This is a genomic window from Labrys neptuniae (assembly GCF_040797145.1).
In the GTDB taxonomy this organism is placed as follows: Bacteria; Pseudomonadota; Alphaproteobacteria; order Rhizobiales; family Labraceae; genus Labrys; species Labrys neptuniae.
This window is the reverse complement of the sequence record NZ_JBFNQD010000008.1, coordinates 174,500-190,114: the sequence shown is the minus strand read 5'-3', so window position 1 is coordinate 190,114 and position 15,615 is coordinate 174,500. Positions and strand designations below refer to the sequence as shown.

Genomic DNA, 15,615 nt, shown 5'->3' with positions numbered 1-15,615 from the left:
TCGATCCAATATAAGGCTGAGCGAATGCGGCGGGGTAGCAGCGCCCCTTGCCGCGCGCCTGTTCTTTGCTGAAGAGCGCGCCTGCGCTCCGGAGATTGCCATGGCCGATACGATTGCCTCGCAGGATAAGACGTCCGACAAGATTCCCGTTACCGTTCTCACCGGCTATCTCGGCGCCGGCAAGACCACCCTGCTCAACCGCATCCTGACCGAGCCGCACGGCCAGCGTTTCGCCGTCATCGTCAACGAATTCGGCGAAATCGGCATCGACAACGACCTCATCGTCGACGCCGACGAAGAAGTCTTCGAGATGAACAATGGCTGCGTGTGCTGCACGGTGCGCGGCGACCTCATCCGCATCATCGACGGCCTCCTGAAGCGCAAGGGCAAGTTCGACGCCATCCTGGTGGAGACCACGGGCCTGGCCGATCCGGCACCGGTGGCCCAGACCTTCTTCGTCGACCAGGACGTCGCCGAGAAGACCCGCCTCGACGCCGTGGTCACCGTGGCCGACGCCAAATGGCTGAAGGATCGCCTCAAGGACGCGCCCGAGGCCAAGAACCAGATCGCCTTCGCCGACGTCATCGTCCTGAACAAGACCGATCTCGTCACGGCGCCGGAGCTGCATGAGGTCGAGATGCGCATCCGCGCCCTCAATCCCTATGCCAAGCTGCACAAGGCGACGCGCTCCAACGTGGCGATCGCGGACGTGCTCGGCCGCAACGCCTTCGACCTCGACCGCATCCTCGACCTGGAGCCCGCCTTCCTCGAGGTCGACGAGCATGACCATGACCACGACCATGATCATCATCACGGCCATGACCACCATCATCACCATGATCACGGCCTGAAGCACTATCACGACGAGACCATGCAATCCCTGTCGCTGAAGATCGACGGCGATGTCGACCCGGCCAAGTTCATGCCCTGGATCGACCGCATCGCCCAGAGCGAAGGCCCGAGCCTGCTGCGCTGGAAGGGCATCCTCGCCTTCAAGGACGAACCGCGCCGCTTCGTGCTGCAGGGTGTCCACATGATCGTGGACGGCGACCTCCAGCGCGACTGGAAGCCGGACGAAAAGCGCGAGTCGCGCCTGGTCTTCATCGGGCACAACCTCAACCGCGACGAACTCGAGAAGGGTTTCAAAGCCTGCGCGGCGTAGGGAGGAGATTGCACCCCTCATCCGGCTTCCGCCACCTTCTCCCGCAAGGGGAGAAGGGATTTCAATGGGATGTGTCGAGCCGAATCAAACTCCTTCTCCCCTCGCGGGAGAAGGTCCCGGCAGGGGGATGAGGGGTGAATCGCCGCGCAACCCCACAACATCCCCGCCTCTTGTCCATGAGCCCCGCCTTGAATACCACCTCCTTCCCCTCGCTGTCCGAAAGTGTCACCCCGATCGAGGCCGGCAGCCATGTGCTGGCCTGCCATTGGCTGAGCCGCACGCCCGTCTTCGCCTTGGCCGACGGCACCGTGCTCAGGGCGGAGATCGGTGAAGAGAAGCGCGATGCCCTGTTCGGCGATGCCGGCCTACTCGCCGTCACCGCCAATGCCAATATGCTGGTGGCCGGCGGCGACGACGGGCGCATCATGGCGCTCTCTGCCAATGGCGAGATCAGCCAGGTCGGGCAAGCCGGCAACAAATGGATCGATGCGGTGGCGGTATCCGCAGGCGGCGCCACGGCCTGGTCGGCGGGCAAAGCCGTCTATGCCCGCGACGAAAAGGGCAATGTGAAGCAGTGGACGGCACCGTCCAGCGTGCGGGGCCTGGCCTTCATGCCCAAGGGCTACCGCCTCGCCATCGCCCATTACAACGGCGTCTCGGCCTGGTTCCCCAATTCGAGCGCAGCGCCTGAATTCTACGAATGGAAGGGCAGCCACCTCGACATCACGATTTCGCCCGACAACCGCTTCATCGTCACCTCCATGCAGGAAAACACCCTGCATGGCTGGACGGTCGCCGAGAAGAAGCACATGCGCATGTCGGGCTATCCCTCCAAGACGCGCTCCTTCTCCTGGTCGCATGACGGCAACTGGCTGGCGACCTCGGGCGCCGATGCCGGCATCGTCTGGCCCTTCCAGAGCAAGGACGGCCCGATGGGCAAGGCGCCGCGCGAATGCGGCATCCGCCATGCCAAGGTGACTCGGGTCGCCTTCCACCCCAAGGCGCTGGTGCTGGCGCTCGGCTATGAGGACGGCTGCGTGCTGCTCTGCCGCCTGACGGACGCCTCCGAAATCCTGGTGCGCCGCGCCATGCCCGGATCAGGCATCACGGCACTTGCCTGGGACAAGACCGGCGCCCAGCTCGCCCTCGGCGCCGAGGATGGCGCCGCCGGCATCCTTACTCTGCCCGGAGCCGCCTGAGGTGGTGTTCGGCCTGTTCCGCAAACCCAGCCAGGCCGACCGCGACAAGGCCGCCGCCATCAAGCAGATGGTGCGGGAGATCCTGGATCTCGGCGAGGACACCACTATCTCCGTCAGCGAAATCCAGTGCGGGGACGCCGCCTGCCCGGGAACCGAGACGGTGATCCTGGTGATGCAGCCGGGCGTCAAGACCAAGGCCTACAAGGTGCTGGCGCCGCTTGTCGAGGTCGAGCGAGTCCAGGTCGAACAGGCGCTGGCCGGATAGGGTGGGCATCGCTCGGCATGGCGTTCCCTGGAATCGCAAGCCAGGCCGCATGCCTCTGGATCAGCGGACGCAGGCCCTGACGCGCGACCTCAACCAGCGATGGGCCGGGTCGGCATCGAAGCGTGGGTGCCAGGCCATGGAGATGGCGACGGCGTCGGTCTTCACCGGCAGGTCGAAAGTGACCATGCCGTCGCGCAGCGGCTCGGTCAGGCGTGCGGCGACGCAGGCGATGTGATCGCTCGAGCGCACCAGCGTCAGCGCATCGGCAAAATTGGCGACGGCGACCGAAACGGTACGCGTGAAACCCAGAACGGCAAGCCCCGTATCCACCGGCCCCTCGAAGCGCCCGCGCCGCGAGACGGAGACGTGGGGAAAGCGCGCGAAAGCCTCAGGTGTCACCGGCCCGCCAGCCAGCGGATGGCCCTGCCTGATCACCCCGACGAAGCGATCATGCAGCAGGGCCTGGAGCCGAACCTCCGGCCCCATGGCGCCGATGACGCCGATGTCCAGATCGACGCTGCCTTCGCGCAGCGGTGCAACATCCTCCTTGCCCTGCGGTGCAAAGCGCACCCTGACCTTCGGCGCCTCGCGCGCCAGGGTCGTGGCGATCGCCGCGCCGAAGGCAGCGACGAAGCCGTCATTGGTGCGCAGGCAGAAACTGCGCTCCAACATCGCCGGATCGATCTCCCCCTCGCCGCGGATCACCGCCTCCGCATCGAGCACCAGGCGCCGCAGGCGCTCGCGCAATGCCTCGGCACGCGGGGTCGGCACGAGGCTGCGCCCGGCCCGCACCAGCACGGGGTCACGCAGCAAATGGCGGATGCGGGTGAGCTGGCGGCTCATGGCAGGGGCACTGAGATTCATGCGCTGCGCCGCACCGGCCACGCTGCCCTCCGAGAGCAGGGCATCGAGGGCGACCAGAAGGTTCATGTCCACCAGGGACGACGGCGTGACAGAGGCAGGACGGTTCATCGGAATCGATATCCATAAATGCATATGATGCAATCATACATTTCCATCATTGCACTGTATGCATCATTTGAAGGCACCTACAAACGGATCGACATCAGCCCGGCCTCGCCCGGGCTCACCGCTCCCCTCGGAGCCTCGAATGCGCGGTCCATCATGAATCAAGCCCTTCATTCCCATCCCGCCGCCCGGGCAGTACCCCACCGGCCTCTTCGCAGCGGCCTTGTGCTCACCGGCCTGTCCCTCGCCATCCTGCTCTCCCAGCTCGGCACCGGCATCGTCAATGTCGGCCTGCCGCATATGGTGACGGCGTTCGGCACCTCCTTCGGGGCGGTGCAATGGGTGGTGGTGAGCTATCTGCTCGTCGTCACCGCCCTGATCGTCGGCGTCGGCCGCTTCGGCGACCAGCTCGGCAAGAAGCGGCTCTATCTGGCCGGTCTCGTCATCTTCATGGCGGCCTCGGTCGCCTGCGCCCTGGCGCCCAGCCTGCCCGTGCTCATCGCAGGGCGAGCCGTGCAAGGGCTCGGCGGCGCCGTCATCATGGCCCTGTCCTTCGCCTTTGTCGGCGAGGTCTTCCCGCGGGGACGCACCGGCTTTGCCATGGGCGTGCTCTCCACCATGGTCTCGTTCGGCATCGCGCTCGGCCCCTCGCTCGGCTCGCTGGCGCTGGCCGCCTTCGGCTGGCCGGCGATGTTCTGGCTCAACCTGCCCTTCGGCCTGCTGGCTTTCGTGCTGATCAGCCGCTATCTGCCCACGGCCGTCGATGCGCCGAGGCACCCGATGCCCGCCACCCGCTTCGACTGGCTCGGCACGGCGCTGTTCGCCGCCACGCTCGCCGCCTATTGCCTGGCCATGACCCTGTCCGGTTCGCGCGGCTTTGCCGACCCGCTGGTCCTGCAGTTGATCGTCGCCGCGCTTGCCGGCCTGGTGCTCTTCCTTGCCGCCCAGGTCAAAACGGCCACGCCGCTGCTGCGTCTTGCGATGTTCCGCAATCTGCTGCTGTCGGCCAGCATGGCGATGAGCGTGCTGATCTATGCCGTGATGATGGCGACACTGGTGCTCGGCCCCTTCTTCCTCGCCAAGGTCGCCGGCCTGGATACGCGCAGCGTCGGCATGGCGATGACCGTCGGCCCGATAGCCGCGGCGCTGATGGGCGTTCCCGCCGGTTACGTCGCCGACCGTTTCGGCGCTCGAAAAACCATGGTGGCCGGCATCGGCCTGTTCACCGTCGGCACCTTCGGCATGGCCCAGCTCACGGTGAGCAACGGCTTGCCGGTCTATATCGCCGCCATCCTGCTGATCAGCATCGGCCTCGCCTTCTTCCAGACGCCGAACAACACGGCGGTGATGGCCGATGCCCGCCCCGAACAGCGCGGCCTCGTCTCCGGGCTGCTGGCGCTCTCGCGCAATCTCGGCCTGGTCACCGGCGCCTCGCTGATGGGGGCCGTCTTCGCCCTGGCGGTCGGCGGCGACAGCGCCACCGCTGCGCCCGAGGCCATCGCCCACGGCATGCGCATCGTTTTCGAATGGGGCGGCGCCATGGGCGTCCTGGCCCTCCTCCTGGCGCTCGCCACGCTCCGCCGTCGCCGCGCCTGACCTTCCTCCCACAGGACAACAGCCATGACACCCCATGACATCGATGAACGGACCGAAGCGCGTCCGGTTTCGCCCGAGCGCCGCCTGCACGTCGCCGAAGTCCGCACCACCAGGCAACTGACCCCGCATATGCAGCGCATCACCCTCGCGAGCACGGCCCTGGTGCATTTTCTGGCAAACAAGCCCGCCCAATGGGTGAAGGTCTTCGTACCGACGCCCGGTTTGGAACGGCCGAGCGGCCGCGCCTATACCATCCGCGCCTTCCGCCAGGCCGAGGGTGAGATGGATATCGACTTCGTCCTGCATGGCGATGGCCCCTGCTCGCTCTGGGCCGCACAGGCAAAACCCGGCGACGTCATCCAGATCGCCGGGCCTCGCAGCGGCTTCCGGCTCGAGCCCGAGTTGCGCCATCTCCTGATCGGCGGCGACGAGACCGCCCTGCCGGCCATCGGTGCCATCATCGAGGCGTTGCCGGCGGGTCTCACGGTGGAGGCTTTCGTCGAAATCCCCGATCCCGCCGATATCCAGATCCTGCATACGCAGGCGCAGCTTCATCTCACCTGGCTGCCTCGCCACGGCTTGCCGGCCGGCGTCGGCACGGCTCTGCAGGATGCCATGATGGCGGCGGTGCTGCCCCCGCAGGCGAGCCAGGTATGGCTCGCTGCCGAAGCCGGCACCGTGCGCACGCTGCGCCGTCACTTCCAGCTCGATCTCGGCCTCGATCGCCGCCGCATCACCGCATCCGGTTACTGGAAGAAGGGCGAAACCGATTTCCGGGATCGCGACGGCGACCAGTGAGCCGGCACGGCGGCTTGTGTCGCCACTCTATGCCCTGCGCTTTTCCAGTGCATCGACATAGCGCGTCAGCGGGAAGCAGATCACGAAGAAGATCAGCGCCACGAAGCCATAGACGGTGAAGGGCTGGAAGGTGGCGTTGTTGATGGCGTTGGCCGTGCGCAGCAATTCCTCGAAGCCGATGATCGAGGTCAGCGCCGTGCTCTTCACCAGCTGCACCAGGAAGCCGACGGTCGGAGCGCGCGTCATCGAGAGCACTTGCGGCAAGACAATCAGGCGCAACTGCCGCCAATAGTGCAGGCCGAGGCTCGCGCTCGCCTCCCACTGGCCGCGCGGCAGGGCTTCGACGCCGCCACGCCAGATCTCGGCCAGGAAGGCGCTGGCGCACAGGGTGAGGCCGAGCACCGCCGTCAGCCAGGGATCGATGCGCAGGCCGATGCGCGGCAGGCCGAAGAAGACCAGGAAGAGCTGGAGCAGGAGCGGCGTGCCCTGGAACAGCCCGATATACCATTCGGCCGGTCGGCTCAGCCATTTGCGACGGTCGATGCGCGCGATCAGAATGGCGAGGCCGACCAGGCCGCCGCCGATGAAGGCGACGATCGAGAGAAGTACGGTCCAGCGGGCGGCCAGCATCAGGTTGCGGGCAATGTCCCAGAAGGTGAACTCGATCATGCCAAGCCTCCGAACAGGTAACGACGGCCGCCGAACTGCAGCAGGCGCCGCAGGGCGATGCTCAGCACCAGATAGATCAGGGCCACCACCAGATAGGTCTCGAACGGCAAGAAGGTGCGGGCCTGGATGAGGTCGGCCTCATAGGTCAGCTCCTTCACGGCGATCTGCGAGACGGCGGCCGATTCCAGCATCATGATGACGATCTGGCTGCTGAGCGCGGGAAAGATCACCTTGAGGGCCTGAGACAGCACGATCTTGACGAAGACCTGGCGGGGGCGCAGGCCGAGCGCAAGCCCTGCCTCCTTCTGCCCTCGCGAAACGGCATCGAGCCCCGCCCCGACGATCTCGATGCCATAGGCCGTGAGGTTGATAGTGACAGCCAGGATGGCGACCACCAGGGGATTGAGCAGGATGCCCACTGTCGGCAGCCCGAAGAAGATGAAGAACATCTGCACGATGAAGGGCGTGTTGCGGATCAGCTCCACATAGGCAGTCACCGCATAGCGCAACGGCGCCTGGCGGCTGCGCCGGGCGGCCGCCCCGAGAACGCTGAGGATGATGCCGAGCAGGGCCGAGACCAGGATCATCAGGATCGTGATCCCCGCCCCCCTTGCGATTGCGGCGAAGGCCTCGCCGAGCCAGCCGAAGTCGAGACTACTGCCCATTACAAGGCCCTTCCCCTCAAAGCCGCGCCGCACCGACGGCTGTGCATTTGACCGATCCACCGATGTCTTCGTCATTCCCGGCATCGCCGAAGGCGGGGGGAAGGGAATCCAGGGGCAATCGCGACGACGTTGGCCCTTGGATCCCCTTTCCGGGCCTTTGGCCCGCCGGGGATGACAGATCGAACATCTGCCTTGGCATCAGTCCTTGAGATCCTTGGGGTCGAGCGGCTTCTGCAACCACTTCACCGAGATCTCGTTGAGCTTGCCATCCGCCAGCAGCTTGGCGACCGCGTCATTGAGAGCCTGCTTGAGGCGCGGTTCGTTCTTGTTGATGGCGATATGGTCGGGCGAGGACAAAAGCTGGAACTTCTGCTCGGGCTTGAGGTCCACCCGCTTGGCCAGCACCTGCGAGCCGACATCGTTGCCGACCACCATCACCTGGGCCTGGCCGGAGAGGAAGGCCTGGATCACCGAGTTATAGTTGTCGAAGCGGCGGACATCGGCCGATGCAGGCACCACTGCCGTCAGGGAGGTGTCCTCCAGCGTGCCGCGATTGACGGCGATGGACTTGTCGGCCAGGTCTTCCTTGCCGCTGACCTTGAGGGCCTGCGGGCCGATCACGGCGATATAATAGGGCGCGTAGGCCGAGACATAGTCGACCACCTTCTCGCGTTCGGCGCTGTAGCCGACGCTCATCAGGAGGTCGACGCGCTTTTCGGTCAGGAAGGGAATGCGGTTCTGGCCGGTCACGCTGACCAGGTTGAGCTTGACCTTCAGTCCGTCGGCGAGGATCTGCGCGACGTCGATGTCATAGCCCTTCAGGCTCATGTCGGGATTGACCGAGGAGAAGGGCGGGAAGTCGGCGAAGACGCCGACATTGATCACGCCGGCCTTGGTGATGTCGTCGAGCGCATCGGCCTTGGCGGCGAGGCTGCCCGCGAACAGGGCGGCCGTCAGGGCAGCCGCGCGCAGGATGTTGCGAAGGATCATGATGTCGTTCCTTTCTCTGGATGGTTGATGGTAACGGCAGACAAAGGCTCAGGCGGCGACCGGCACGACCACGCAGCCCTCCGCCGGCAGGCCGACGATCACAGGCTGCCCGGGGCCGTGCGCCTCGCCGCTACGGTTGGGCTGGACGGCAAGCACCTGCCCGCCGCCCTGCAGTTCGACGAGGATCTGCCGCATGGCGCCGAGCGGCGTAACCTCCAGCACCTGGCCGGGAATGCGGTTGCGCTCACCGGAAGTGGCTGCGGCCTGCAACGGCATCAGATCAATGCTTTCTGGCCGCACGCACAGATCCACCTCCCCGCGCCCGGCGGCATCGTCGAAGGTGGAGACCACCAGCTTCATGCCATTGGCGCCGACAAAGGCGGCAAGCCCGTTGCCATGGGCTTCCAGGCGGCCGCGGAACCAGTTGGCCCGGCCCATGAATTCGGCCACGAAGCGCGAGCGCGGCTGGCCATAGACCTCGTTGGGCGGGCCGGCCTGCACGATCGTGCCGCTCTTCATCACGAAGACCCGCTCGCCCAGGCTCATCGCCTCCTCCTGGTCATGGGTGACCACGATGGTGGTGGCGTCGACGGCGGCGAGCACCTGCTTGAGCTCGGCCCGCAACTCCTGGCGCAATTTGGCATCGAGGGCGGAGAGCGGCTCGTCGAGCAGGACCAGGCCGGGGCGCGTGGCCAGGGCGCGGGCCAGGGCGACGCGCTGCTGCTGGCCGCCCGAAAGCTGATGGGGCTTGCGATGGCCGAAATCCGGCAGGCGCACCAGCTCCAGCATCTGGGCGACGCGGTCGTCGATCTCGTTGCGCGGGCAGCCCCGGTAGCGCAGCCCATAGGCGACGTTCTCGGCGATGGTCATGTGCGGGAACAGCGCATAATGCTGGAACAGGAGGCCGACATTGCGCTGATAGGGCCGGAGCCGGGTGACGTCCTCGCCGGCAATGCGCACCACGCCGGAATCGGGCCGTTCGAAACCGGCGATGATGCGCAGGATGGTGGTCTTGCCGCAGCCGCTCGGGCCGAGCAGGGCGACGGTCTCGCCGCCGGCGATCGAGAAGGAAACGCCGTCGACCGCCGTCACATCGCCGAAATGCTTGACGGCATTGATGAATTCCACGGAGTTCGCCATGTCTGGCTCCTGTTACCTGAACATGCCCTGCCCGATCAGCCGGTCGAAACCGACGAGGCGTTCGAGGATGATGATGAGGACGGCCGTAATGCCGACCAGCAGCACGGCGGCGGCCGCGATGGTGAGGTCGAAGGAGGCCCGCATATTGCTCACCAGCGCCACCGGCAGCGTGTAGGTGGTGGGATCGGTGAGGAAGAGGCTGACGGCGACGTCGTCCATCGAGATCGCGAAGGTGAAGACGGCTCCGGTGACGATTCCGGTGCGGATCAGGGGCAGGGTGACGCTCCAGAAGGCCTGCTTCTCCGTGGCCCCCAGGATCAGGGCAGCCTCGGTCAGGCGCCTGTCGCGGCCGACCAGGCTCGCCAAGGTGGCGCGCAGGGCATAGGGCAGCGTGATGATGACGTGTCCGGCCAGCAGGCGCGGAAAGCCGCTGACCACGCCGATCTTGGAGAGGAACAGCAGCAAGGCGAAACCCGTCACCACCGCCGGCACAATCAGCGGCGACAGGAAGGCCCCCATGATCACGCCCTTGCCGCGGAACTCGCCACGGTCGAGCCCGACCGCCGCCGCGGTGCCGATCACCACGTTGATGACGGTCGCCAGCACGGCGATCTCGAGGCTGGTCGTCAAGCCCGCCACGACATAATCCTGCGAGAACAGCTTTTCGAACCAGTGCAGCGACAGGCCTGGCGGCGGCAGCGGCCCGAGATAGTCGCGGGCGTCGAAGGCGAGCAGCCCCGCCACCAGCAGCGGCACGATCAGGAAGACCAGGCCGAGCCCGATCACGATGTTGGTGCCGGTGATGGCGAGGCGATCGCCCCACATTTTGGCATTGCTGTCAGCGGTCATGCGCTTTTCCTCCGGCCATGCTGCACGAGCGAGACCAGATAGACGACGATCAGGGTCAGGATCAGCATGGTGATCGAGACGGCGGCGCCGCTGGGATAGTTGGAGACGTCGCTGAAGCGGTTGTAGATCACGTTGGAGATGAAGAGCACCCGCCCCTTGCCGAGCACCATCGGAATGACGAAGGCGCTGATCGAGAAGGTCAGCGAGACCAGGAAGGACGACACCAGCGCCGGCAGGCTGCGCCGCAGGGTGATGTCGAGATGCGCGCGCCAGGCCGGCGCCCCCAGAGACTGGGCGGCATCGATCAGGCGCGGGTCGAGATTCTGCACCGTGCCCATCAAGGTCAACACGCTGATCGGGATCACCGCATGCAGGAGCCCTGCCCCGACCAGGGTCTCGATATACCAGCGGCTGGTGGGCGCGATGCCGAGCAGGGTCAGCAGCGGCCTGATAATGCCGACCGAGCCGAAGGTCAGCTCCAGCGCATAGGTGCGCACCAGCATGGAGAGCAGCACCAGCGTGATCATCAGGCCGATGCAGGCGACCCGGCCGCGCGGCGAGAAGCGGCGCACGATGCCATAGGCGATCGGGAAGGCGATGATGAGGCCGACCAGCGAGGCGGCGACGCTGATGCGGAAGGTCTCCACCAGCACGCCCGCGAAGGACGGGCTGACCAGCTCGCGGTAATTGTCGAGCACGAAGGGCGAATCCGCCGCTGAGCCGATGCGGCCCGGCACGAATTGCCGGAAGCTCTCCAGCGCGAGATCGATTAGCGGCGCGGCGAAGATCAATGCGAAGACGGCAAGCGCCGGCACGAGCAGCAGTATCGCGCCACGATTGGGCGATGACGTCGTGGGGCTGGCCGTCGAAAGGGCTGAGGCCGACAAGGCGAAATCCTCCTGCAGACGGAGCGGGCAATCCGGAGGTAAGGGCTGGCTTCATGGTCGCGACGCCAGCCACCCCTTCGCCCCGTCCTTACGGGGAGAAGGTAGGGATGAGGGGCAGCGTGACCTTAGTGATTAAGCGCTTTGCGAAGCCCCTCACCTCTATCCTCTCCCCGTAAGGACGGGGCGAGGGGCACACACGCGCCGCACTCTTTCGTTAAGTCCGTCATCTCGCGCGACCCGCAAGGCTGTTGCCTACTAGGCCGGAGATCGATTCCGATGCGCCCACTCGAAGTTACTTCACAGCAGCGGGGCGATGTCGGCTTCCCAGCGCTTGGCCCAGGCGTCCTGGTTGGAGAGCACCACATTGTAGTCGGGCACATGGACGAACTCGTCCATTTCGGCCGGCGTGAAGATGAGATGCTTGAGATTCTCGGGCTTCTCGGCCTTGGCGTTGAGCGGCGCTTCGCCCGCAACCTTGGCGTAGAGCGTGTTCATAGCCGGGCTGATGGCGAAATTGATGAAGTCCAGCGTCGCCTTGAGGTTGGGCCGGTTCTTCAGCACGGCAAAGCCGCTCTGATAGAGGAAGGTCGCCATGCCCTTCTGCTTGGTCAGGCGGGTCACCGGGAAGTTCTTGGCGACCGCCGCCCAGCTCGGTTCGGCGAAGAAGCCGACCGAGGTCTCGCCCGCGGTGAAGGAATTGGTGAAGTCGACATCGGTCACCGCGATGCGGCCGATATTGCCGGACTTGGCCAACTCCGCCATCAGCTTCCAGCCCGGTTCCATGTTCTTCTCGTCGCCGCCGCCATGCAGGGCCAGCGCCACGATCTGCAGCATCATGCTCTGGGTCGGGCCCGGCCAGCAGATGGCGCCCTTCAGCTTAGGATCGAACAGGTCGTCGATCTTGGTGACCGGCATCGGCACGGTGTCGGTGCGATAGCCGAAATACATGCCGCCGACGGCGCGCGGCACCGCCATGATGCCACCCTTGTCGTTCTTGATGATCATCTTGGCGGGGATGTCGGCGAGATTGGGAATGTCGGCCGGGTTGACGGTCTCCAGCCAGTCTTCCTTGATCATCGAGTTGAAGGAACCTTCCCAGCCGGCGACATAGTCGAAATCGGTGCGTGGCCAGATCGCCTTGATCTTGGGCAGGATGGCGGCGGCGCCGCCCTGGTGCAGCACCCAGTCGATCTCGGCTGCGCTTTGCTGGGCGGCGATTTCCTTCATCGCCTTGACGACGTCGCCGCCCCATTCGACGGCGGTCAGCTTGGTGCCGGCGGCCCGGGCCGGTGCGGCCTGCCCCAGCAGGGCGGGCAGGCTCAGCGAGCCCATGAGAGCGAGCAGGTTCCTGCGCGACAGTTCGACCATGATGTTCCCCTCGGTAGCGATCACCATGTCCTCGTCGTGGATCGACTGTTATGGACAGGTTCAGGCGAGGCCAAGGGGGCCCGAAAAAGGCCGCCTGCGGTAGCCGGATAATTCGCGTGAGGGTATAAGCGTTGCTGAATGCCCCCGGACATGCGGATTGTCTCATACCGACGATACCGAGTGTCTGTTTGTCGTCCCCGGCGAGGCCACAGGCCTCGGGAAGGGGATCCAGCGGCCAACGGTTTCAATACCTTAGCCCCTGGATCCCCTTCCCCTCGCTTCGCTCGGCCGGGGATGACAAAACATTCGCCCAGATCGATATCAGGCGTGTGCGAGCTCGACTTCTCGTGGCGATCTTATCGAGCTCGGGTCGCCTATTGAAAACAGCTCAGGCGTGGCCGAGCTCGACCTGGCGCAGCACGAAATCGGCCAGGAAACGCGATTCCTCGCGCGCGCCGCTGCGGACATAGAGACCGATATCGACCCGGGCCGAGCCCGGCATGTCGATGGTCTTGTCGAGGGCACGGCAGCCCTCGGGAATGGTCGCCGCAATCATCGGACCGATGCCGATGCCCACGCGCACCGCCGTCGCCATCGCCACCAAAGTCGAGGCCTCGCAGACGATGCGCCAGTTGCGGTTGCGCATGGCCAGCGTCGCCATGGCCGGTCCGCGCCAGGGACAGCTTTCCACGAACATGATCACGGGCAGCGGCGTGTCCGGCGTGAACTCGATGTCGGAGCGCCCGACCCAGTGCAGATATTCGTTCCACACATGCGCCGGCTTGCGGCTGCAGCGGCTGGTATCGCAGACAGCGATGTCGAGTTCGTCATTCTCCAGCATGGCGGCCAGCCGCGCATTGGATTCGACCAGGATGTCGATGTCGACCCGGGCATTCTTGTCACGGAAATCGCGGAGAATCTCGATCAGCCGGGTGGCGGCGAAATCCTCGACCACGCCGAGGCGGATGCGCCCCTCGATCTGCCGTCCGTTCAGGCGCTTGCCGACCTCGTCGGTCAAGGTGAGGATCTCGCGGGCATAGGGCACCAGGAGGAGCCCGTCCGCGGTCAGCGTCAGCCCCTTGGGGCTGCGCTCGAACAGGTCCGAGCCAACCAGGGCTTCGAGCTTGCGGATCTGCATGCTGACCGCGGCCTGCGTGCGATGCAGCGACAGCGCCGCGCCGTTCACCGTCCCCACTTCGGCGACGGAGAGAAAGGCGCGAAGCAGGTAGGGATCGAGGTTCAGCATGCGGAGTGGGGCGCAGAGCCGGCAAGCCGGATGGGCGGGACGCATGACGGCGGCACGTGCGCCGCGGGGCGCCGGATAGGGTGGTCCATGCTTTCGATCCCCTGGTCTGGCGTCCCCGCCTGTGCCGGCCGGCCCTTTCAAGGCCCAGGACGCTTGTGGGCATTGTTCCATACCGATCGAAAATCACAAGGGCCTATGGCGACCGGCTGCCTCCCTCGGCTCTCACGCCTTTGCCGCCACCACCTCCACCTCGACCTTGAACTCTTCCCGCGTGAAGCCCGAGACGATCATCAGGGTGGAGGCGGGCGGCGGATCGGCCACCACCGCATCACGGGCCTTCATATAACCTGCCATGTGCTCGCGACCGGTGACATAGGCATTGATCCTGACGATATCGGCGAGCGCCATGCCGGCCTCGGCCAGGATCGTCTCGATCGCCTTGAAGATCAGCCTGGCCTGTGCTTCGGCCCCCTCCGGAATCGACTCGTCCGGGCCGATGCCGAGCTGACCGGAACAAAATAGCATGCGGGCGCCGGCCGGCACCTCCATGGCGTGGCTGTAGCGGGCGAAGGGAGCCCGCAGCGAGGACGGTGTGACGGCGCGAAGCATGGCGGGTCCTTCGAAAATCTGGCCGGCGCAAAATTAATCGTGATCACGACTTGTGCAAGCGTGAATTGGCGCTAACAATCGGGCACCGGCGTTGCGGCAATCCGATACCAGTAACTCCCAAGACGAAACCGAACAGAGGCGACAGGAATGAACAGCATGCTCAAGACCGCCGTGCTTGCAGCGACGGCCGTGTTTTTTGCCAACCTGAACGCCGCCTGTGCCGAGGAACTGGTGAAGGTACGCTTCGGCACCAACTGGCTGGCCCAGGGCGAGCATGGCGGCTACTATCAGGCCGTGGCCGACGGCACCTACAAGAAGTTCGGCCTCGACGTCGAGATCGTGCAGGGGGGACCGACCGCCAACAACGCCACTGCCCTGGTCGCCGGCAAGAACGACTTCTATATGGGCGGCAATCTGGTCGAGGTCTTTTCAGCCGCCAAGGAGGGGGTTCCCCTCGTCGCGGTGGCCGCGACCTTCCAGAAGGACCCGCAGATCCTGATGACGCATCCCGGCGTCGGCCTCGACAGCTGGGAGGATTTGAAGAAGGCCAAGACCATTTTCATCGGCCCCGATTTCCAGGCCACCGGCTATGCCTGGATGAAGGCGGCCTTCGGCTTCACCGACGAGGCCGTCAAGCCCTATGACTTCAATCCCGGCCCCTTCATCGCCGACAAGGGTTCGGTCCAGCAAGGCTATGTGGCGTCCGAGCCCCTCCAGGTGGAAAAGGGCGGCGGCTTCAAGCCCAATGTATTCCTGATCGCAGACCAGGGCTGGAACACCTATTCGACCCTGATCGTCACCCGTCAGGACATCATCGATGCCAAGCCTGACGTGGTGCAGAAATTCGTCGATGCCTCGGCGATCGGCTGGGCCACCTATCTCTACGGCGACAACAAGCTCGGCAATGCGGCGATCCAGAAGGACAATCCCGACATGACCGACGAGAACCTCGCCTTCGCCGTCAAGCAGATCAAGGCCTATGGCATCGTCATGTCGGGTGACGCCGAGAAAAGCGGCATCGGCGCCATGACCGACGAGCATATGAAGTCCTTCTTCGACAAGATGGTCGCCGTCGGCCTCTACAAGCCCGATTTCGACTACAAGAAGGCCTACACGCTGAAATTCGTGAACAAGAATGTCGGCTCCGACCTGATCAAGAAGTGACGATGTTGGGTCGAGTGTTACCGGCAGAGTTCCGCCACG

At 65.2% G+C, this 15,615-nt stretch carries 16 protein-coding genes; 6 read left to right on the top strand and 10 right to left on the bottom strand.

Annotated elements, in window-relative coordinates; all coding sequences use genetic code 11:
* Positions 1-100 precede the first annotated feature (100 nt).
* The 3 genes from ABXS05_RS22230 to ABXS05_RS22220 all read left to right on the top strand — a co-directional run bounded on the left by ABXS05_RS22230 (position 101) and on the right by ABXS05_RS22220 (position 2,626).
* Positions 101-1,162 (top strand): CobW family GTP-binding protein, encoded by a 1,062-nt coding sequence (locus tag ABXS05_RS22230; RefSeq protein ID WP_311940052.1) that lies wholly within the window; start codon positions 101-103, stop codon positions 1,160-1,162.
* Between the two features lie 188 nt (positions 1,163-1,350).
* Positions 1,351-2,361, top strand: a complete 1,011-nt coding sequence (locus ABXS05_RS22225) for a WD40 repeat domain-containing protein (protein WP_376717723.1) — start codon at positions 1,351-1,353, stop codon at positions 2,359-2,361.
* Between the two features lies 1 nt (position 2,362).
* Positions 2,363-2,626, top strand: a complete 264-nt coding sequence (locus tag ABXS05_RS22220; protein ID WP_311940055.1) for a hypothetical protein — start codon at positions 2,363-2,365, stop codon at positions 2,624-2,626.
* Positions 2,627-2,686: 60 nt separating this feature from the next.
* Here the strand turns inward: ABXS05_RS22220 and ABXS05_RS22215 are convergent, their stop codons facing one another.
* Positions 2,687-3,598, bottom strand: coding sequence for a LysR family transcriptional regulator (locus ABXS05_RS22215; RefSeq protein ID WP_367625427.1), 912 nt, complete (start codon positions 3,596-3,598; stop codon positions 2,687-2,689).
* 153 nt (positions 3,599-3,751) lie between these two features.
* On the opposite strand from ABXS05_RS22215, the gene ABXS05_RS22210 reads away from it, so the two are divergent.
* Together ABXS05_RS22210 and ABXS05_RS22205 are read left to right on the top strand one after the other, a co-directional pair.
* Positions 3,752-5,191 (top strand): MFS transporter, encoded by a 1,440-nt coding sequence (locus ABXS05_RS22210; protein ID WP_311940059.1) that lies wholly within the window; start codon positions 3,752-3,754, stop codon positions 5,189-5,191.
* Positions 5,192-5,215: 24 nt separating this feature from the next.
* Entirely contained in the window at positions 5,216-5,989 is a 774-nt protein-coding gene (locus ABXS05_RS22205; protein ID WP_367625426.1) for a siderophore-interacting protein, read from the top strand.
* A gap of 27 nt (positions 5,990-6,016) precedes the next feature.
* On the opposite strand, the gene ABXS05_RS22200 is transcribed toward ABXS05_RS22205, so the two are convergent.
* The 9 genes from ABXS05_RS22200 to ABXS05_RS22160 all read right to left on the bottom strand — a co-directional run bounded on the left by ABXS05_RS22200 (position 6,017) and on the right by ABXS05_RS22160 (position 14,412).
* On the bottom strand, positions 6,017-6,658 hold the full coding sequence (locus tag ABXS05_RS22200; RefSeq protein WP_311940062.1) for an amino acid ABC transporter permease: 642 nt from the start codon (positions 6,656-6,658) through the stop codon (positions 6,017-6,019).
* A complete protein-coding gene (locus ABXS05_RS22195; protein WP_367625425.1) occupies positions 6,655-7,323 on the bottom strand; it encodes an amino acid ABC transporter permease in 669 nt (222 codons plus the stop codon). Before ABXS05_RS22195 ends, ABXS05_RS22200 begins: the two co-directional genes overlap by 4 nt.
* 198 nt (positions 7,324-7,521) lie before the next feature.
* Positions 7,522-8,313 (bottom strand): transporter substrate-binding domain-containing protein, encoded by a 792-nt coding sequence (locus tag ABXS05_RS22190; RefSeq protein ID WP_149252043.1) that lies wholly within the window; start codon positions 8,311-8,313, stop codon positions 7,522-7,524.
* Positions 8,314-8,361: 48 nt separating this feature from the next.
* Positions 8,362-9,453, bottom strand: a complete 1,092-nt coding sequence (locus ABXS05_RS22185) for an ABC transporter ATP-binding protein (protein ID WP_311940066.1) — start codon at positions 9,451-9,453, stop codon at positions 8,362-8,364.
* Positions 9,454-9,465: 12 nt separating this feature from the next.
* Positions 9,466-10,302: an ABC transporter permease gene (locus ABXS05_RS22180; protein WP_367625424.1), complete on the bottom strand. Its 837-nt coding sequence runs from the start codon at positions 10,300-10,302 to the stop codon at positions 9,466-9,468.
* Positions 10,299-11,189, bottom strand: a complete 891-nt coding sequence (locus ABXS05_RS22175) for an ABC transporter permease (protein WP_367625423.1) — start codon at positions 11,187-11,189, stop codon at positions 10,299-10,301. The genes ABXS05_RS22180 and ABXS05_RS22175 overlap by 4 nt, the downstream gene beginning before the upstream one ends.
* 297 nt (positions 11,190-11,486) lie before the next feature.
* The gene (locus ABXS05_RS22170) at positions 11,487-12,521 is read right to left on the bottom strand and encodes an ABC transporter substrate-binding protein (RefSeq protein ID WP_437178691.1); all 1,035 of its coding nucleotides are present in this window, start codon (positions 12,519-12,521) and stop codon (positions 11,487-11,489) included.
* A gap of 424 nt (positions 12,522-12,945) precedes the next feature.
* A complete protein-coding gene (locus tag ABXS05_RS22165) occupies positions 12,946-13,803 on the bottom strand; it encodes a LysR substrate-binding domain-containing protein (RefSeq protein WP_311940155.1) in 858 nt (285 codons plus the stop codon).
* Between the two features lie 222 nt (positions 13,804-14,025).
* The gene (locus ABXS05_RS22160) at positions 14,026-14,412 is read right to left on the bottom strand and encodes a RidA family protein (protein WP_311940073.1); all 387 of its coding nucleotides are present in this window, start codon (positions 14,410-14,412) and stop codon (positions 14,026-14,028) included.
* A gap of 147 nt (positions 14,413-14,559) precedes the next feature.
* Here ABXS05_RS22160 and ABXS05_RS22155 point away from each other — a divergent pair, with 147 nt between their 5' ends.
* Positions 14,560-15,576, top strand: coding sequence for an ABC transporter substrate-binding protein (locus ABXS05_RS22155; RefSeq protein ID WP_311940074.1), 1,017 nt, complete (start codon positions 14,560-14,562; stop codon positions 15,574-15,576).
* Positions 15,577-15,615: the final 39 nt, after the last annotated feature.